This is a genomic window from Herbiconiux solani NBRC 106740 (assembly GCF_001571005.1).
Lineage (GTDB): Bacteria > Actinomycetota > Actinomycetes > Actinomycetales > Microbacteriaceae > Herbiconiux > Herbiconiux solani.
The window spans coordinates 23,672-41,589 of the sequence record NZ_BCST01000008.1 but is presented as its reverse complement, the minus strand read 5'-3'; the positions used below and the strand labels follow the sequence as shown (position 1 = coordinate 41,589).

Here is a 17,918-nt window from a genome sequence, read left to right as displayed (position 1 = left end):
AATCTTGGAACCTTCATCGCTCCCTCATTGCTTACCCGGCGGGATAGGCAGGGCCCAAGACCCATGTTGAAGATAGAAGGACAAGAACGGGTCCAAAATGTGCAGGGAGTCGTCCTTGTAGTCCAGAGCAGCATCGCTGGTTCCACGGTTTTCTCGCGCGATGTTCCGAAGGTGACCGAGCGAGGTTGTCACCTGCTGCGACTGAGGGGCTTCGAAAAATAGTTCATCAATTTTGTGCCAGAGATCGGTGTAGTGGACGGATGCCACTGGACCCATTCGGGCCACCGCGTAGAGAATTGCGCCATAGATATCGGTGGAGCCAGAACCGTCTTTGAGGCGCCGTTCAGATCGTTCTTGACCGTGAGTCTTTGGCCCGCGAGATAGGTAATCGAAAACGCCTGGAACGGAGCGGTTGGCCACACCCGTGAAAAAGGTGTTCCAGTCGCTCGAATCGGGTAGGTCGATTGCGGGCATCTGAGTGCCAATAATCTCCTCGTCGAGCAAGTAGTCGAGACAAAGCTGTTGCATTAAGAAAGGTGCGCCCATGCTCGCGGTGGCCAGCTGAGTCGACACCTTATTTGCAGCGTCTACTATCCCAAGCACCGCGAAGCCCGTCTGAGCAACTTCCACGAGCTCCTCGATCTCCCATGGGCTGATTTGGAGGTTCCATACTCGCCCGTTCATGTCCGGCTCCTGCCGTACGGCGTCGAAAGCCTCATGTGGAACGGCGATCATGATGACGTGTGTCCGCATGAGGAGCGCCTTGATTGCTCTGACAATGTCGAGTTTGACCAGCTCTGGCACGTAATGAAAGTCGTCGATGACTATGGGAACCGGTAGCTCCGCTAAGCCCTGCATTGCAACATCGGCTGGCGATCGAGTCCGAGAGAAGGTTTTAGTTTCAGAGTCGGTGAGCTTTCCACCCGCGTTTGCCTCGACTCCAGTCCCCCCGAACTTCGCCGAGACTTTGACTCCTGCTCCCAGGCCCGAACCTGTTTGCTGTTGGACTTCGTACATGTCGAAGATGCCCAGGAAGTCGATAATTTTGTTGTACAGAACGTCCGTGCTGACCAGCTCTGAGCCGTTTATCCAGATAGCATCCGACTCTGGAAGGAGATGCTGGAGCAGAACCGTCTTACCGGACTTGGAAGGCCCGGATACTGTCATCGCTTTGCCCGAGTCGTCCAGATATCGGCGGACCTCGGACTCCTGCTTTCTCGTGGACCTTGGGTTGTATGTGTAGGCGGGATAACGTCCAGCAACAAACACCTCAACCGTGCGCTTTTGATCCATGGGGCTCATCGTAGGGCGCGATGGGTGGCCGCCATGCTTGACACGACGGCTAGTAGTGCTCCTGATCACGCAATACTCGCTTCTGCTCCACGGGGAGCATTCGCGGATTGCCCTGCTGGCAGGCCGATGCACTTCATCGAAATCCGGTGTCGCGCACGCAACAGGGCGCCCCGACGTGTTCGCACACGTGTTCCGCCAGGTGCTTCAGATTGACCGTCTCGATAACTCCGAGGCGCGTCTGGAGAAAGCAACCGTCCCTGAGGCCCCAGGCGAGGGCAACGTCGAGGCGGGCGCTGATCGGCCCGGTCGTTCGTTTGCCGCCGAAGACTGTCAGTGCCTCGCGCTTGACGTCGAGCTCGGCCAGGCCGGCCGAGGCTCCGCAACGATCGACATCGCGTTGGCGATCCCGACGAGAGAGATGCGGTCGAGTGGGCGCGCTTCGCCGTGATGCGATGAGCGCGCTTGGTGCCACTTTGCGGGGTCGAGCTCGGTCGGCCGAGCGTCACGCGGCGTGCGCCAGGGGCCGCTGCATGGCTCGTCGTTCGTCAAGCGGACGGGCGAAGGGGCGCCGATGATTTGCACCGCTGCGCTACCGGAATTCGTGGCGGCGGGCTTCTTGGGTGTAATCCCGATTAAGAAGAGTGCCAGCGCGTCGCCGGCGTCGTGAAGCGGGCGTGGTGCGGGCTCATCGATGAGTACCAATTGCTCATGGGGACCCATCCCTCACTGGGCTGACAATCGCGGGAATTAGAAAGGCTGGTATCCGCCACCGATCAAGGCTGGCATTCGCCACCGATCAGGACTGAGGAGAACGATTTGATGAATGGCGGAGAGACGAAGAAGACGTCGAGGGGGAAGCCCGTCAGCTGGGCGAGCATTCGCGGGAAACTCGACAGCGACCCGGAGCGTGTCGCTGCTGCGCGCAGCGCTGCCGAGGCGGAGGTACTGGCCTATCAGCTCATGGCGCTGCGCAAAGACGCGGCGCTGGCTCAGTCAGAACTCAGCAAGACGATGGGAGTCTCACAGCGGTAGGTGTCTTCGATCGAGCGCGGACAGTTCGAGTCGTTCAAACTGGAGACCCTCAGGAACTACATTGCGGCGCTCGGGGGCCACGTTCGGGTGGTCCCCGACTTCGGCGGCCGGAGCTTCACTTTCGCCGGCTGACGGTGGACAGCTATCGCGCCTGAGTCGCCTAGCCCCGATGATAAGGCGCGTAGAGATCCTTCGAAGGCTGGCTCGGCCGCGGCGGCGTCGATGTTCTTCACCGCCCAATCCGCCAGGGCGATCGCGTGCGGCAGCAGCGTGCGCGCCTTCGGCGTCAGCTCGTACTCCACCCGCGGCGGCACCTCGGGGTAGGAGGTGCGGGTCACGAGACCGTCCTCGGCGAGGTGGCCGAGGGTGCGGGAGAGCATCCGTTGGGAGATGCCCGGCACGCTGCGCTGGAGGTCGGTGAAACGCAGGCGGCTGTCGTGGAGGGTGGCGATGATGAGCAGGGTCCACTTGTCGGCGACGCGATCGAGCAGCGCCCGGATGGCGCGGCCCTGGTCGCCGCGGATCAGGCAGACCTTCTCGTAGTCGGACATCCGCTCGCCCTTCGTTACACGCGTGTGCCTTTTGTAAGGCCGTTCGAGATGGCCCATGCTTGCGATGCTTACTGATCGTAACCAAAGGAAGAGGTTCGCCATGCTGATCGCCTACTGGATCGTCGCCGGGCTGCTGGCCGTGTTCTACGTGTACTCGGGCGGGATCAAGGCCGTGCGGTCGAAGGAGGCGCTCCGGCCGATGATGGGGTGGGTCGACGACATGCCCTTCGCTGCGGTGCGCGCGATCGGCATTCTTGAGGTGCTGGGGGCCATCGGGCTCATCGTGCCGCCGCTCGTCAGGGTCGCGCCGTGGCTTGCGTTCGCGGCATCCATTGGGCTCGTTCTCGTGCAGGTGGGTGCGGCTGTCGTGCACCTTCGGCGCGGGGAGAAGGTGTGGATGAACGTGGTGCTCTTCGTGATCGCTGCAGTGGCGGTGTGGCTTGCGACGGTCTGGCTTTGAGAAGCATCCTCGTTCGACCGTCGCGTGCTGCGTGCTGCGTGCCACGGACGCTCGACCGCCGGGGTTCGTGCGACTTGACCGTTCGGGGGCCGAGGCTAGCGGGGTGGAGTGCTGCCGGGACGCGTCAGCGGTCGACCCTGCGGCGCCGCGCACCGACGATGATCAGCCCGATGCCCACGACCGCGAGTACGAGGCCGATGTAGAGCCAGGTGCGGTCTCCGGTCATCGAGCTTCCGGGGATGAGGTTCGCACCTTGCCCGGCGAAGACGGCGCCGATCAGCAGAGCGACGACACCGATGATGATGAGCGCGAGGCGCCCGGCTCTGCTTGTCATGGTCGTCACGCTACTCGGCATCGTGGGCGGGTTGCGGGTGTCAGGCCAATTCGTGACGGAAACCTCGGCTGGCGACGGCACGGACGCGAGTGTCGGACGCTACGGTACGTCGTGTAGGAGAAGCCTCGGGGGCTTGATCTCAACGAGAGGACACCGAACCGTGGACAAGCCGAGACTGATCGTCGTCGACAGGGCGGGGGAGTTGCCGGGAGGATCCCGGTACGTGCTGTCGTTCGTGGAGCTGTGGCCCGAGCGGGTCGTCGTGCGGATGGTGGGGCTCACGGACGGCGTCGGGCGGGAGCTCGCGGGCCTCGGGCTCTCGCTCCGCGACGACGGCGGGCACGAGTACGAGTGGGTGGCCACGACCTCAGGCGGTATGGTGCTGCCCGAAGAGGTGAGCATCGGATTCGAGGGGCCGGTACGCGAAGGGGCGCGATCTCTCGAGTTGGGGGCGAGTGCGCCCGGCGTGCTGCAGCGCATCCAAATCACCTGAGCAAGTTCGGGCGATGGAGCGCCCCACCGACGACGAAGTCGAGGGCGGGGTGGAAGGGTTGTCCGGTTGGAGCCATAGGCATCGGGCCTGGCGGGAGCCCGCGCAGCGGGCGGGGGACTATGGCTCCAACCGGACAATCCTTCCTCCCCGACCGCCCCGCCGATCGACTACGACCGCGCCCGGCGCACCTGCTCGACCCACTGCGCATACGTCTGCACCCCGAGTTCGGCCCCGGCGCGCGCGGTGACCGTGCCGTCGCGGAGGGCCTTGCCGAAGCCGCCGGGGAGGGGGAGCTCGAGGATGCGGGCGGGGGTGCCGGCGGCCGACGCGTAGGCGCGGACCATGTCGGACATCCGCAGCACCTCCGGACCGGCCAGCTCGGGGGCGTGGCCGGAGGGCGCGCGCTCGGCGAGGTCGACCAGGCGCTCGCCGACCTCGCGCGCCGCGACCGGCTGCGAGAACATCTTCGGCACGAGGGCGATGGGGCCGACCTTGAACTGGCCGAAGATCTGGCGGGCGAACTCGTGGAACTGGGTGGCGCGCAGGATGGTCCAGGGGATCGGGCCGGCCTCGACCCGCTGCTCCTGCAGGGCCTTGCCGGCGTAGTAGCCGAAGGGGGCCAGGTCGCTGCCCACGATCGAGAGGGCGATGTGGTGGGCGACGCCCGCATCCTTCTCGGCCGTCAACAGGTTGGTGGTGATGGAACCGAAGAACTCCCTCGAGGCCCTTGCCGACTGGGTCTGGACGGAGGCGGCATCCACCACCACATCGACCCCCGCCAGGGCCTTCGCTAGCCCGGCGCCCGTCGTGAGGTCGATGCCGGTCGAGCGGGTCAGGACGACGACTTCGTGGCCGCGGGCGCGGGCGGTGGTGACGACGTGGTGGCCGGCGGTTCCGGTGCCTCCGGCTACGGCGATCTTCATGGGGTGGTTCCTTTCACGGGTGTGGTCGGTCGGGCGGTGCGGATGCGCGGACCCAAGAGGAGGGGGATCGGCAGCACCACGGTCAGCGCCAGCGAGATCGGCTCGGCGATGGCGTCGAGCGGGGCGAGGCCGTGCAGGTGAAGCACATGGTAGAAGAGGTGCGGGGCCGAGAAGACGATCCACGCGACCGCCACCGCCCGTGTCGCCGTCAGGCTCCGCGAGAGCGCCGCCACCACGCCGGCCGCGGCCAGCGCCAGGTACATCGCGCCGACGTCGCGGATGAGGTGCTCGTTGAACGGGCCGTCCATCAGGATCCACTGGCCGAACAGCCCGTCGGCCAGGCCGTCGGGGAACGTGTCGTACCAGGGCCGCGGCCAGAGCAGCGACCAGCCGCCGATCAGTGTGGCGAGGGTGGTGAGGATCCAGAGGATGACGCGGCGGGCCGTGAGCGTCATGACGCCCACTCCTCGTACCGGGTCGTGCCGAGGCGGGCGGCCGGGCCGGGGAGGAGGGTGTCTCGGGCTACCGGGGAGCCGAGGTAGGTGTAGCCGGGGGAGGTGACGACGGGGCGGGGATCGGCTGCGGGATCGAGGGCGCGGCGGATGAGGTCGTCTTGGGTGAACTGCTCGGGGCCGGCTAGTTCGATGGTGCCGGGGGCGGGGGTCGGGGGGTTCTTGGATGCTGGGTCGCCGGGTTCGGGGCTGGTCGCGGTGCTCGTTGGGGCGCTGTTCACGGCGCTGGTCGCGGCGCTGGCGAGCGCATCCTGGATCACCGTGGCGAGAGCCGCCGCCACGTCGTCGGCGGCGATCGGCTGCAGCAGCGCGGCGGTCGCGTGCACGGTGCCGTCGATCGTGGCGGCGTCGGCGAGAGTGGGGATGAACTCGAAGAACTGGGTGGCGCGCACGATGGTGAAAGGGACTCCCGAGTCGCGGACGAGCTGCTCCTGGTGGGCTTTCGCGGTGAGGTAGGCGGAATCGGGGACCGCGTCGGTGCCCACAATGGAGAGGAGCACGTAGTGGGTGACGCCGGCCTGCCGGGCTGCCTCGAGGGCGTTGCGCGTGGAGGTGTCGAAGAACTCGGCCACGTGGTCGAAGTCGGGGGCGTTGGTGACGTCGACCACAGCCTCCGCGCCGTCGAGTGTGGCGGCCAGACCGTGGGTGGTGAGGGTGTCGACGCCGGTCGTGGGGGAGGCGGCGATGGCCTCGTGGCCGGCCGCGACCAGGAGGGGGATGAGTCGTGAGCCGATCAGGCCTGTGCCGCCGAGGACGACGATCTTCATGTCTTGCCTTTCGTGATGCGGGGCGTGCGGCGTGCACGGCCTCGATCAGTTAGACGAAAGACCCGGGCGAAATGTGATCAGGGGTGGTTGAAGGTGCCGAGCTTGTCGGGGGTGCGGACGAACCAGACGTCGGCGATGAGGTCGTCTTTCACGTCGAACATGGCGATGCCGGTGACGGGGTTGGTGGCGTCGGCGGCGTCTCGCAGCACGATCGCCGTGCGGCCGTTGACCGTCTCGAACGAGGCCCGCTCGTCGCCCGGCTTCGAGAGGATGCCCAGCACGAAGCGTGCGACGCGGTCGGCTCCGAGGATGGGGCGGAGTGCCGCCCGCACCTTGCCGCCGCCGTCGACGCGCAGGACCGCGCCGGGGTCGAGCAGGCGGAGGAGTTCGGTGACGTCGCCGGTGCCGCAGGCCGTCCAGAACTCCTTGACCACGGCGGTGTGACGCTCGACCGGGGCCTCGCGGCGGCGGCGCTCGGTGATGTTTTTGCGGGCGGTCGAGGCGAGTTTGCGGGTGGCCTGGGGTGTGCGGCCGACGATCTCGGCGATCTCGTCGAAGGGCAGCGCGAAGACGTCGTGCAGCACGAAGGCGACGCGTTCGGCGGGGGAGAGGGACTCGAGGACGACGAGGAGGGCCATGGTGACGTCTTCGTCTCGGGTGACGTGGTCGAGGGGGTCGGTGTTCGTCGCGTTGCCGTGTTCGTGACCGTACCCGTGCCGGCTCAGCGCGTCGGCGGCCAGGGGCTCGGGCAGCCACTCGCCCACGTACTGCTCGCGGCGGTGGCGGGCCGAGCCGAGCACGTCGAGGCAGATGTTGCTCGCGACGCGGGTGAGCCAGGCCTGGGGCGAGCGGATGCCGGTGCGCTCGGCGTCGGTGAGGCGGAACCAGCGGGCGTACGTCTCCTGCACGGCGTCTTCGGCGTCGGCGGTGGTGCCGAGCATGCGGACGGTGAGGGCGAGGAGGCGGGGGCGCTCGGCAAGGGCGGCGTCGTCGGTGGTCTGTCCGCGGCCAACGACTTGCTCGGTCACGGTTCGTCCTCCCTCGCCCAGGGCGCATCGCTTCGCGCGCTCGGCGCCCTCTGCCGGTCTTGGAACCGGGCTCAGTCAGTCACGATATCGCGGTGGTGCATCCACTCTCGGTGCGCAGCACGCGACAAGCGAGTATCAATTACTCACCTGCGCACCTAGCGGGGCCGGTGCAAGCTCTCTAGTCAGACGAGGACGCGAGGAGTGGCAGATGGAGGCATTGCCTGTCGACCCGCGCGACGTCGTGCAGCGAGAAATCGAGCCGGTGTACCGCGTCACGTTCTGGATGCAGCCGTCGGACGGGTCGGGGGCGCACTCGTGGGAGTGGCGGATTAGCGGCGCGGACGACGTGTTCGGGGTGATCGCCTGGGCAGAGCTGAAGCGTGAAGGTCGTAGCTACGAGATGTTCGTGGAGCAGCCGGTGCACGCCCTGCCGAGCGGCGCCGGGGTGCGGCTGGTGCGGCTGTCGGGGTTCAATCCGACGCGCTCGGACCGGGCCGCGCAGACCGTGGCGTTTCGCCTAGGCAGCGGTCAACCCGGTCCTTCCTGAGCAGATGCGCTGCTCGCGCCCACTCAGTCGACGCTCACCTGCGCACTCGTGATGCTGGCGAGCTCGTCGAAGTCGACGAAAGGGCCGCACTGCAGAGTCGCGACGCTGCCGTTGTCGGTCGGCCAGGGAGCGACGCCCGAGATCGTGCAGTCCACTTGTCCTCCACGGCGCTTGCAGTCAGATCCACCAAATGATCATCGCCGCGAACGCAAATACGCGACGGTTGATAGAACAAATAATCTCTATCCGCAAAGGCAAGAATTCGTTGTCATACCTAGGAACGCCGAGCATCTGGCTAAAATAATGCAACTGCCGGCCGCAAGTAATGGAGACCCCATGACGAGAATCGCCCTGCCGGAAATCCAGTTCGACTCCGAGCTCGTGCGAGTTTCTTTTGAACTCGAGCGCTTGCGCGGTCAGATCGGACGAGGGACGACTCCGGAGTCTGTCTTTGTCGAGCTCCACGGACTGTTCCAACTACTGACAAGCATCGCGTCCGCGCGCATCGAGGGCAATCGCACCACGATCAATGACGCTGTCCGCGGTCTGCAAGCAGTTCGACCGGGGGTCGACAGCACCCCTGATCGATTCCGAGAGATCAGTAACATCCAGGAGGCCATGGAGTTCCTCGACGGACTCGATGAGAGCATTCCTCTCACCCACGTGTTGATCCGCAGCCTTCATGAGTCGACTGTTCGCGGGCTCCAGCGCGAAGGCGACCCCACACCGGGCGAGTATCGACGCGTGAACGTCGGCATCACGCACGCGGAACACATCCCGCCGAGCCACGTTCTTCTGATGCCCGAAATGGATGACTTTCTCGAGTTCGTTAACCGTGACGTCCCGGCACATCAGCAGCTGATTCACGCGGCGATTGCGCATCACAGGTTCCTTTGGCTGCATCCGTTCCAGAACGGCAACGGTCGCGTGTCACGGCTCATCAGCTACTTCATGCTTCGGCGACACGGCTTCGTGAGCGCAGTCGGGCTGCGTACCGTCAACCCGACTGCGGTGTTCGGGTCTGACCGGGCGGGTTACTACGACGCTTTGGCGGGAGCCGATGACCTGAGCGACGTCGGGGTGCGCGAGTGGTGCACATTCTTCGTCAGCGGGATGCAGCTTGATCTGCAGCGTCTCGAGCGACTTCAGCACTTCGACTTCGTCAACGATGAATTGATCGGGCCCGCGATCGAACAGATGCGAGTGGCCGGCGACTTGGCCGATACTGACGCGTCCGTCTTGAAAAGGGCCGTTCTGCTCGGCGAAGTCAAAGCCGGAGACGTGGCAGACATCCTCACTGGTTCAGCAAGCGCCCGGAGCATCAGTCTTCGCCGACTCCTCGACCGGCGGCTGCTGGTTCCCACCCGCGAGGGCTCGCGCTACTACCGGCCGTCCTTCGGGCCGAACGACCTCACAGTCCACATCGTCCGACGCCTCGATGTGATCGGAATGCTTCCGTCGATCCTGAGGGATTAGCGGACTTCGCGCTCGCGAACTAGGACCAGATCGACTCGGCGGCTCGGGCGTCGGCCACCTCGCGACCGCGTGCGGAGGCCCAGAAGCCCTCCGCCGCCGCACGCACGCCCGCGGCCGGGAGGTTCGCCCCGAAGAGGGCGCTTCCGGGCTGGAGGTTGATGCTGTCGCGGAGGGTGCCGACGCGCACCGGGTCGAAGCCGGACGCATCCACCAGGCGGGCCACCGCATCCAAATCGTCGTCGTCGCCCGCGATGCCGATGGCCTTGCGGTCGGGGGCGCCCGCGGGGGCGGGGCCCTCGTCGAGGTCGTGGTAGCCCATGTGGTTGAAGGCCTTGACCACACGCGAGGCGGGGAGGAACCACTGGATGAGCTCGCTCGTCGACTGCCGCGGGTCGTTGAGGTCGTCGCGGATGCCGTCGATCTCCCACCAGTAGTTCATCGCGTCGACCACGAGCTTGCCCTCGAGGAGGTCGGCCGGGATCGAGCGGTACTTGCCGAGGGGGAGCGCGAGGATGACGATGTCGGCGTTGCGGGCGACCTCCTCGGATGTCGTCGCGACGGCTCCCGGCGCGAGCACGTCGATGATGAGGGAGATCTTGGTGGGGCTGCCGGATCCGGCGATGAGCACGCGGTAGCCGGCGGCGAGGAAGCGGCGGCTGAGCACGGTGCCGACCTTGCCGGCACCGAGGATGCCGATCGTGGGAAGGGCGGTGGGCTGGGTGGCCTGAGTGGGCTCGGCGGCCTGGGTGGCCTGGGTGGCCTGGGTGGCCTGGGGGTCAGACAAGGGTCGCATCCGTTTCAGTGAGGGAGTTCTCGGCGGCTTCAGCAGCCTCGGCGGCCAGCAGTTCGCGCACCCGCGGCGCCACCTGCGTGCCGAACAATTCGATCGTACGGGCGCGGGCGTCGACCGAGAGGCCGCCGATGTCGTACTTGAGGTCGAAGCGGCTGATCTGCAGCTCCTTCGTCATGCGCACGATCTTCTGCGCCACGGTCTCGGGCGATCCGACGAAGAGCGCGCCGGTCGCCAGCTCGAGCTCGTAGCGCTCGCGGGTCGGCGGGTAGAAGCCGCGCTCGCGACCCATCTGCGTGACGAGCGGCTCCCACGATCGCCACCAGGTCTCGGCGGCCTCTTCGTCGGTGTCGGCGATCAGGCCGAGGGCGTGCTGGCCGACGGGCTGGATCGGCATGCCGAACTGCTCGAGGGCACGGTGGTAGAGGTCGACGTGTCCGGCGAAGCGGTGCGGCTCGCCGCCGATGATCGCGAGCATCAGGGGCAGACCGTAGCGGGCGGCCCGGATGACCGAGTTGGGGCTGCCGCCCACGCCGATCCAGGTGGGGATGCCGCCCGGGCGCATCGTGGGGTGCAGCGTCTGGTTCACCAGCGGCGTGCGCACGGTGCCCTGCCAGGTCGTCGGCATGTCGCGTTGCAGGGCCATGAACAGCTCGAGCTTCTCTTCGAACAGCGTCTCGTAGTCTTCGAGGTTGTAGCCGAACAGGGGGAACGACTGGGTCTGGGAGGCACGGCCCAGCACCAGCTGTGCACGCCCGTACGAGAGGGCGTCGAGGGTCGAGAACTCGTTGTAGAGGCGCACCGGGTCGTTGGTGCTCAGCACGGTGACGGCGGTGCCGAGTTGGATGCGCTCGGTCGCCGTCGCGATGCCGGCCAGCAGCACGGGGGTCGCCGAGTCGACGTAGCCCTCGCGGTAGTGCTCGCCCAGGCTGAAGACGTCGAGGCCGACCGCTTCGGCGTGCTTGGCCTCGTCGACGAGGAGGCGCACGGTCTCGGGGTCGGTGAGAGTGCGGTCGCCGTCGGTGGGGACGTCGCCGAAGGAGTTGAGTCCGAACTCGATCGGGGTGGGGGTGGTCATGGGGTGCTCCCGGCTTGTCGCTGAGCTTTCGCTCGTGTGCTCGCTGCTTGTGCGCATGTCGCTCATATGATTGACATGTCAACTAGGAGATCCGATGGAAAATTCCCGCACGTCGCCGACGGCTCACGAGCTGCGTGTGTGGCGCGATTTCCTCGAGACCGGCGACCGCCTCCGCTCCCTTCTCGGCGCGCGGTTGCAGGCCGAGTCGGGCCTGTCGACGGGAGATTACGCGGTGTTGCTCGCCCTCTCGGAGGCTCCGGGGAGGCGGCTTCGGTCGTCGTCGCTGGCCGACGTGATCGATTGGGAGCGGAGCCGGCTCTCACACCACCTCGGGCGGATGGAGTCGCGCGGCCTCGTCGCCCGTGAAGCGTCGGCGGCCGACAGCCGTGGGGCCGAGGTGGTGCTGACGCCTCTGGGTGCATCGCAGTTCAGGCGGGCGTCGGCGTCGCACCTGCGGGCGGTGCAGGAACTCTTCGTCGAGGCCTTCGCCTCGGACGGGACCGGCGGCTCATTGCGCGAGGTCGAGCTCGTCACCCGTTCATTGCGCCTCCATCTCGCCGATGGTTAGCGCATCCTGGCGCGACCCCTTTCGGTGAAATAATCTCAGTGAATGCTCAAAGGTTCATGTGCGCTAATTGACGCCCGACCCGAGTTCGGCCACGATTGCTTGGGTAACGCCCCAGTGACTATTCGGTACTCCGGACTCCTGGGGCGAAAGTCTTTAACGGGCACGCCGTGATCGATCCCAGTTCACTTGGCGAGCTTCCCCGGCTCATCAGCAGCCCGCGATTCTCCACCTACCTCCGTCACTACGGCGGCAATGTCAGGTACGCGACTCGCCTCTACCTCTGGAACGCGGAGGTCACGGCGGCGTTCTGGGGACCGATCAGCGTTCTCGAGGTCGTCATCCGAAACGCCATCCACGACGCGCTTCGGAAGGGACGCGCGGACGACTCGTGGAACGATCCGGTCGTGCGGCTGATGGACCGAGAGCGCTCGATGATCGACTCCGCCGTTTCGGACTTGCGTCGCAAGGGCGTGAGCGACCCTGTTGCCGGACAGGTCGTTGCGGCGACGACCTTCGGGTTGTGGGTCGGCCTCACGGATGCGGGGCTTCCTCGCGATCCGCTCCTGAGCTACGAGACGGCCCTGTGGCAGCCTCGGATCGCGCGGGCATTCCCTTACCTGAGCGGCCGGCGCCGGAAACAACTCCATCGAGAACTCGATGATGTGCGGCGTTTTCGGAACCGGCTCGCCCATCACGAACCCATATTCCGTGCGCCGTTGGAGCAGCTCAGAGACGACCTGGTCTCGATCGCGGGGTACGTCCACCCGGATGCGGCGAGCCTCATCCGTGACGCACAGCGCATCGACGATGTGCTCGCGCGCAAGGTCGAGGCCATCAGCCGCGGGGCTGGATCGTTGTAGCGCGGCTGAGGGGGCTCCAGGAAACGCGGATGCGGGTGCGGTAGCTTCGCTTCCCGTGTCGGAGAGTCAGGGGCAGAGCGAGGTTCGGGAGCCGTTCGTGTCGCGCGCGGCGGGCATCCGCGTGCGGGAGGCCGACCTCGGTGCCCGGGCGATGATCGGGAGTGGCGCCGCGACCGAGGTGCATCGCCTCGACACCTTCACCGTGCCCGGACACCTCGGCGGGCTCGCGTTCGTGCGGGTGCGCGATCGGGCGGCGGCGCACTGGGACTCGGCCGTGCTCTCGCGGCTCGTCGCCCTGCGGTGGGAGCTCGACGCGGGGGAGCGCGCCGTGCTCGACGGCGCTGCCGCGTGGCCACTGGCTGTGGTCGAAGACGACGAGGGCGAGGTCGTGGGGTGCCTGCTGCCGCTCGCCGCGCATCCGTTCTATTACGTGCCGATCGACGACGCCCCGGCCGACGGCCGCGGACAGACGAAGGCGCCTCAGCAGGCCAAGTGGCTCGTGGTCGCGCCGAAGCGGGCTCGACGCGCGGGTGCGGCCGCCGTCGGTGAGCGTGACGTGGTCACCCGGGCGACCGTGCTCGCGCGGGTCAGCCTGCTGCTCGCGATGCTGCATCGGCACGGGGTCGTGTTCGGGGATCTCTCCGACAGGTCGGTGCTGTTCGGGGTCGGGGAGGTCGCCGAGGCGTTCGTCGTGGGATGCGAGTGGGCTGCGTTCGCGGGCGAGGGGAGTCTGCAGCGCAACAGCGCGGGGTGGGCTGCTCCTGAGCCGGAGGTCGGCGTGGGCGGAGACGGAGACGACGACAGCGACGAGGACAGCGACGTAGATGGACGGAGCGACAAAGACGAACGCAGCGACGAAGACGGACGCCGCGACGACAAGACCGATCCCGCGATGTCGACCGCCGCGTCGGTGCAGTCGGTCGCGACCGACCTCTACAAGCTCGGCCTCCTCGTCCTCCGCGTGCTCGCCCCGGCCGGCGACGGGCTCGAGCGCAGTCGCGACGCCGACCGCATCCGCACCGTGCTCGACGACACCGGCCGACGGATGCTGCACGACGCCCTGGGCGACGACCCGGGCGCGCGGCCGACCCCGGGCGAGTGGTACCGCTACCTGCGCGGCGTGATCATCGAGAACCTGTCGGCCCCCGAGATCCGCAGCGTCGTGGTGAGCCCGGCTCTCGTGGCCGAGGGCGACGAGGTGCGCCTCGACGTCGAGCTGAGCGGCGCCCGGCAGCTCACGATCCAGCTCCCCGGCCGCGCCGACATCACGCGGGAGGTGGGTGGCCGCGTCGTCTCTGAGCGGTTCACGGCCCGGCAGAGTGGACGGATCGGCGTGCGCGCGAGCAACGACCACGGCGACGCCGCCGCCCTGTCGAACACGGTGCGGGTGCTTCCGGTGCCGACGCCGGGGCGCATCTCGGTCGAGTCTCCTGACCTCGACGGGATGCGCGGACTGCTGCCCGACCTCGGGCCGCTCGAAGCGGCGGTGGGCATCGCGTCGGAGGCCGCCGCGGACGGCTCGCCGTTCACCAGGGTCGCCGCGCTGCAAGCGAGGATCGACGTGGATTCGCAGCCACTGAACGACGTGCTCCGGATCGGGCTCGAGGCCGAGCGGGTGTCGCGGGAGCGCATGTTCCCGTCGTTCGAGGAGTTCCTCGGCGGGATCGCCTCGGCCAAGCCCCGGGGCGACTGAGCGGTACCGCGTCGAGAGGGGTGCGTGGTCTGTTTCGCCGACTCGCGCCGTAGCCCACTCGGGGTCTGCTGTCGACCCGGGTGCGGCCGCGTCGCTTCGGTCGTAGCGTGACCGACGACCGCAACGAAAGGCAGATCATGGACCTCGGACCTCTGGGCGGCTACCGCCTCCCCACCGCCATCAAGAACGCCTACGGAACGACGACGGCGCAAGAACTCGCCGATCAGCTCGGCGTCACCAAGCAGCCCACGCCCGGCCTCGGCGCGACCGCCGACGCCGCCTACCAGGCGCTCCAGCGGGGTGATCGGGGGCCGGCGCGCGCTCTACTGATCGACGATCTCGGGATCAGCCCCGAGAAGGCCGATGACGCACTCGCGCGGCTTCCCGAACTCTGAGGGGCGAGTACTGACCGGCGAGCACTGACCGGCGAGCCTTGGACGCGCATCCGCTCACCCGCCGCACGACCGCCCGAGCGCACTGAACCCGCACGCGACCCGCATCACGAGAGGACATCATGACCGACGAGAACGCCCCGCGCCCGCCCCAGCAGCAGGAGGTGCCCGGCACCGAAGCCGCCCTCACCCCGAAGGCCGACCACGGCGAGACGAGCTATGTGGGCACCGGCAAGCTCGAGGGCAGGATCGCCTTGATCACCGGCGCCGACAGTGGCATCGGCAAGGCCGTCGCCATCGCGTTCGCCCGTGAGGGCGCCGATGTCGTGATCAGCTACCTCAGCGAGCACGAGGATGCGGAGGACACCCGCCACTGGGTCGAGGAGGCGGGCCGGCGCGCGCTGGTCGTGCCCGGCGACCTCACCGACCCCGCGAACTGCCGCGACCTCGTCGCGCGCACGGTCGAGGAGTTCGGGCGCGTCGACGTGCTCGTGAACAACGCGGCCTTCCAGATGGTGCGCGAGAGCCTCGAGGAGATCCCCGACGAGGAGTGGGACCGCACGATCGCGACGAACCTCGGCGCCTTCTTCCACGTGACCAAGGCGGCGCTGCCGCACATGTCGTCCGGCGCGTCGATCATCGGCTCCTCCTCGGTGCAGGCCGATCAGCCCTCGCCGACGCTGCTGCCGTACGCGGCGACGAAGGCGGCCATCGCGAGCATGACCTCGTCGCTGGCGCAGCAGCTGGGCGAGCGGGGCATCCGCGCGAACAGTGTTGCACCGGGCCCGGTCTGGACGCCGCTCATCCCGTCGACCATGCCGGCGGACGTCGTCGAGCAGTTCGGCGCCGACACGCCCCTCGGCCGTGCGGCGCAGCCTGCCGAGCTGGCGCCGGCCTACGTGTTCCTCGCCTCGGACGAGGCGAGCTACGTGTCGGGCGCCGTCATCGCGGTGACGGGCGGGAAGCCGATCCTGTAGGGAGCGTCGTCGTGGGCGTCGGCGGGCGCGGATAGGCGGCGCACAGACGCGTGCCAGGGAACGCGGAGACGGGTGGGGTAGCTTCGCACCTCGTGTCTGGACCTCCGAGCTGCGCTGTGCGCGCATCCGGTGCCCCGACCGACGTCACGTCCCCGAAAGGTCGCCGCTGAATGGCTCGTCGCTACAACTCGAACCCCGTCTCGAACGGCATGGCCTGGCTGGGCGGTGCCCGCCTCGACGTGCTCGCGGATGCGCCGGGCGACCGCGCGCGGTTCGTCGCGATGGGCGGCGTCATCCTCAGCACGGCTTTCCTCTCGGCGGTGTCGGCGACTTTCGCGCTCGTGATGGCCGTGGGCGCGCCGCTTCCCGTCGCGATCATCGTGGGCATCTTCTGGGGTGTCATCATCCTGAACCTCGACCGGCTGCTGATCATCGGCATGGCGAAGCAGAAGGGCGTCTGGCGCAACATCGCGCTCGCCATTCCGCGCGTCGCCCTCGCGCTGATCATCGGCACGGTCATCTCGACGCCGCTGACGTTGCAGATCTTCGCGGCCGAGATCAACTCGGAGATCCAGGTCATGCAGGCCGAGGAGAAGGCGGCGTTCGAGCAGCAGATCGCCCAGGATCCGCGGTTCGCCGCCATCCCCGACCTCCAGGCGTCGATCGCCTCGAACCAGGCCATCGTCGACAAGGGTCTTCAGACCGACCTCTCCTCCGACCCGAACTACGCCGCCGCCGTCGCGGCGACCGCGGCGGCCCAGACGGCGTATGACGCCGCCCAGTCGGCCTACCTGGCCGAGATCGACGGCACGGGCGGAACGGGGATCCGTGGCGACGGCGCCGTGACGCAGTCGAAGCTCGTCGCGGTGCAACAGGCCGAGGCCCGGCTGGATGCGGCCAAGGCCGCCGAGCAGACGGCAGCGGATGCGGCGTCGACGAACCTGCAGGCCTCGGCCCAGAGCCGGCTGGACGCCGCGAAGGCCCAGCTGGCCGCCGATCAGGCCACGCTCGCGTCGGCCCAGTCCGAGCGCGCCACCGAACAGGCGGCCTACGAGAGCGCGGTGGACAACAGCGCGGGGCTGCTCTCGCGACTGCAGGCGCTGTTCCGGCTCGGCGAGGCGAACGCGCTGCTGAACGTGGCGCACATCATGATCGCGGCGCTGTTCGTGTGCATCGAGCTGCTGCCGGTGATCGTGAAGGTGCTGGCGAACCTCGGCGGGCAGACTGCCTACGACCGGCTCGTCGACGTGCGGGAGGACGGCGAGGTCTCGGGCGGGGAGGTCTGGGCTGCACGCCGGGCCGAGGCGATCTCGGCCGAGGCGTCGGTGCAGGTCGCCGTGGCCGAGGATCGGGCCGCTCAGCAGATCGAGTTCGGCAAGCGGATCAACCAGGCCGTGCTCGAGCAGCAGGAGGTCGTGATCTCGGAGGCGCTGCGGGTGTGGGGTGGGTACGCGAGCGAGCGGGCTGCGGAGCGGATGGGGGAGTGGGAGCGGGAGCTCGAGGCTTCGGCTTCGGGGACTGTGGATGCTTCTGAGCCGGCTGGTGCTGGTGCTGGTTCGGCTTCTGATGCCACTGATTCCGGCCTCGCCGGTGCTGCCGGTCGTTCGGCTCGTCCGGGCGCCGGTGGCTTCGACTTCGGCTTCGGTCGGGATGAGACTGTGACGCGCCCGCTGGGTCTGACCGGCGCACGCGGTGTTGCTCGTGACGCGGACGCGTCGGCCGAGGCGGCGCGGGCTGCGCGACCGGGGCGGATCGGGCGGCCGGGCGAGAACGCTTGGTGGCGGCGCGGAAGCGGTGCCGGCTCCGGTGCCGGTGCCGGTGCCGGTGCCGGTGCCGCTGCCGGCTCCGGGCGCGCCGGCGGCTCGACCGCGGGGGCTGCTTCGCCAGCCGACGAGGATGCGACGGACGAGCTGTCGGCCCTCTTCGCCGACGTCGAGGCCGACACCACGACGGATGCGCCCACGCGCGATGACGCGGCTTCGACCCGCGGCGGGGCCGGGAGCGGCGCAGGCCGGACGGCACGCGATCGCGAGATCGGCGAGGCGGCCACGCGACCGCTGCCGCGCAATACCGACCGGGCCGCGTTCCTCCGCAAGGCGGGTCTGCCCGACCAACTCTGAGTAGAAACTGCTCAGGCGGCCCTA

21 protein-coding genes are annotated in these 17,918 nt (G+C 68.0%); 11 read left to right on the top strand and 10 right to left on the bottom strand.

The features are described 5' to 3' along the window. Positions 1–24: 24 nt before the first annotated feature. On the bottom strand, positions 25–1,293 hold the full coding sequence (locus HSO01S_RS15140) for a hypothetical protein (RefSeq protein WP_157079105.1): 1,269 nt from the start codon (positions 1,291–1,293) through the stop codon (positions 25–27). 55 nt (positions 1,294–1,348) lie between these two features. On the opposite strand from HSO01S_RS15140, the gene HSO01S_RS15135 reads away from it, so the two are divergent. Further along, a complete protein-coding gene (locus tag HSO01S_RS15135; RefSeq protein ID WP_157079104.1) occupies positions 1,349–1,741 on the top strand; it encodes a hypothetical protein in 393 nt (130 codons plus the stop codon). 640 nt (positions 1,742–2,381) lie between these two features. Here HSO01S_RS15135 and HSO01S_RS15125 read toward each other — a convergent pair. Beyond that, a complete protein-coding gene (locus HSO01S_RS15125) occupies positions 2,382–2,876 on the bottom strand; it encodes a winged helix-turn-helix transcriptional regulator (protein ID WP_084361728.1) in 495 nt (164 codons plus the stop codon). Positions 2,877–2,976: 100 nt separating this feature from the next. Between HSO01S_RS15125 and HSO01S_RS15120 the strand changes: the two genes are divergently transcribed. Then, positions 2,977–3,336 (top strand): DoxX family protein, encoded by a 360-nt coding sequence (locus tag HSO01S_RS15120; RefSeq protein ID WP_066043043.1) that lies wholly within the window; start codon positions 2,977–2,979, stop codon positions 3,334–3,336. Between the two features lie 124 nt (positions 3,337–3,460). Here the strand turns inward: HSO01S_RS15120 and HSO01S_RS15115 are convergent, their stop codons facing one another. Beyond that, positions 3,461–3,670, bottom strand: a complete 210-nt coding sequence (locus HSO01S_RS15115; RefSeq protein ID WP_066043042.1) for a hypothetical protein — start codon at positions 3,668–3,670, stop codon at positions 3,461–3,463. Positions 3,671–3,830: 160 nt separating this feature from the next. On the opposite strand from HSO01S_RS15115, the gene HSO01S_RS15110 reads away from it, so the two are divergent. Then, positions 3,831–4,163, top strand: a complete 333-nt coding sequence (locus HSO01S_RS15110) for a hypothetical protein (RefSeq protein WP_157079103.1) — start codon at positions 3,831–3,833, stop codon at positions 4,161–4,163. A gap of 167 nt (positions 4,164–4,330) precedes the next feature. Here the strand turns inward: HSO01S_RS15110 and HSO01S_RS15105 are convergent, their stop codons facing one another. From HSO01S_RS15105 to sigJ, 4 genes are all read right to left on the bottom strand, one after another. Further along, positions 4,331–5,086, bottom strand: coding sequence for an SDR family oxidoreductase (locus tag HSO01S_RS15105; RefSeq protein WP_066043040.1), 756 nt, complete (start codon positions 5,084–5,086; stop codon positions 4,331–4,333). Next, positions 5,083–5,541 (bottom strand): hypothetical protein, encoded by a 459-nt coding sequence (locus tag HSO01S_RS15100; protein ID WP_066043039.1) that lies wholly within the window; start codon positions 5,539–5,541, stop codon positions 5,083–5,085. The genes HSO01S_RS15105 and HSO01S_RS15100 overlap by 4 nt, the downstream gene beginning before the upstream one ends. Continuing rightward, positions 5,538–6,365, bottom strand: coding sequence for an SDR family oxidoreductase (locus HSO01S_RS15095; protein ID WP_066043038.1), 828 nt, complete (start codon positions 6,363–6,365; stop codon positions 5,538–5,540). The genes HSO01S_RS15100 and HSO01S_RS15095 overlap by 4 nt, the downstream gene beginning before the upstream one ends. A 77-nt stretch (positions 6,366–6,442) precedes the next feature. After that, entirely contained in the window at positions 6,443–7,393 is a 951-nt protein-coding gene (gene sigJ / locus HSO01S_RS15090) for an RNA polymerase sigma factor SigJ (protein WP_066043037.1), read from the bottom strand. A 208-nt stretch (positions 7,394–7,601) separates the two neighbouring features. On the opposite strand from sigJ, the gene HSO01S_RS15085 reads away from it, so the two are divergent. Then, positions 7,602–7,940 (top strand): hypothetical protein, encoded by a 339-nt coding sequence (locus tag HSO01S_RS15085; RefSeq protein WP_066043035.1) that lies wholly within the window; start codon positions 7,602–7,604, stop codon positions 7,938–7,940. A 23-nt stretch (positions 7,941–7,963) separates the two neighbouring features. On the opposite strand, the gene HSO01S_RS19645 is transcribed toward HSO01S_RS15085, so the two are convergent. After that, positions 7,964–8,095 carry a hypothetical protein gene (locus HSO01S_RS19645; protein ID WP_281177829.1) on the bottom strand — a complete coding sequence of 44 codons (132 nt, stop codon included), beginning with the start codon at positions 8,093–8,095 and terminating at the stop codon, positions 7,964–7,966. Positions 8,096–8,276: 181 nt separating this feature from the next. Between HSO01S_RS19645 and HSO01S_RS15080 the strand changes: the two genes are divergently transcribed. Continuing rightward, entirely contained in the window at positions 8,277–9,416 is a 1,140-nt protein-coding gene (locus HSO01S_RS15080) for a Fic family protein (RefSeq protein ID WP_066043034.1), read from the top strand. A 19-nt stretch (positions 9,417–9,435) separates the two neighbouring features. Here the strand turns inward: HSO01S_RS15080 and HSO01S_RS15075 are convergent, their stop codons facing one another. Continuing rightward, complete coding sequence (locus tag HSO01S_RS15075; RefSeq protein WP_245636025.1) at positions 9,436–10,200, bottom strand: NADPH-dependent F420 reductase; 765 nt, start codon at positions 10,198–10,200, stop codon at positions 9,436–9,438. Continuing rightward, complete coding sequence (locus HSO01S_RS15070; protein WP_066043032.1) at positions 10,193–11,284, bottom strand: LLM class flavin-dependent oxidoreductase; 1,092 nt, start codon at positions 11,282–11,284, stop codon at positions 10,193–10,195. The genes HSO01S_RS15075 and HSO01S_RS15070 overlap by 8 nt, the downstream gene beginning before the upstream one ends. Positions 11,285–11,378: 94 nt before the next feature. Between HSO01S_RS15070 and HSO01S_RS15065 the strand changes: the two genes are divergently transcribed. From HSO01S_RS15065 to HSO01S_RS15040, 6 genes are all read left to right on the top strand, one after another. Then, a complete protein-coding gene (locus HSO01S_RS15065) occupies positions 11,379–11,852 on the top strand; it encodes a MarR family winged helix-turn-helix transcriptional regulator (RefSeq protein ID WP_066043031.1) in 474 nt (157 codons plus the stop codon). A 167-nt stretch (positions 11,853–12,019) separates the two neighbouring features. Continuing rightward, positions 12,020–12,712: a hypothetical protein gene (locus tag HSO01S_RS19120; protein ID WP_066043030.1), complete on the top strand. Its 693-nt coding sequence runs from the start codon at positions 12,020–12,022 to the stop codon at positions 12,710–12,712. 55 nt (positions 12,713–12,767) lie between these two features. After that, positions 12,768–14,405 (top strand): hypothetical protein, encoded by a 1,638-nt coding sequence (locus tag HSO01S_RS15055; protein ID WP_066043029.1) that lies wholly within the window; start codon positions 12,768–12,770, stop codon positions 14,403–14,405. A gap of 137 nt (positions 14,406–14,542) precedes the next feature. Further along, entirely contained in the window at positions 14,543–14,800 is a 258-nt protein-coding gene (locus HSO01S_RS15050; protein ID WP_066043028.1) for a hypothetical protein, read from the top strand. Between the two features lie 119 nt (positions 14,801–14,919). Beyond that, complete coding sequence (locus HSO01S_RS15045) at positions 14,920–15,774, top strand: SDR family oxidoreductase (protein ID WP_066043027.1); 855 nt, start codon at positions 14,920–14,922, stop codon at positions 15,772–15,774. A gap of 170 nt (positions 15,775–15,944) precedes the next feature. After that, positions 15,945–17,894 carry a DUF4407 domain-containing protein gene (locus HSO01S_RS15040; RefSeq protein WP_066043026.1) on the top strand — a complete coding sequence of 650 codons (1,950 nt, stop codon included), beginning with the start codon at positions 15,945–15,947 and terminating at the stop codon, positions 17,892–17,894. Positions 17,895–17,918 lie beyond the last annotated feature (24 nt).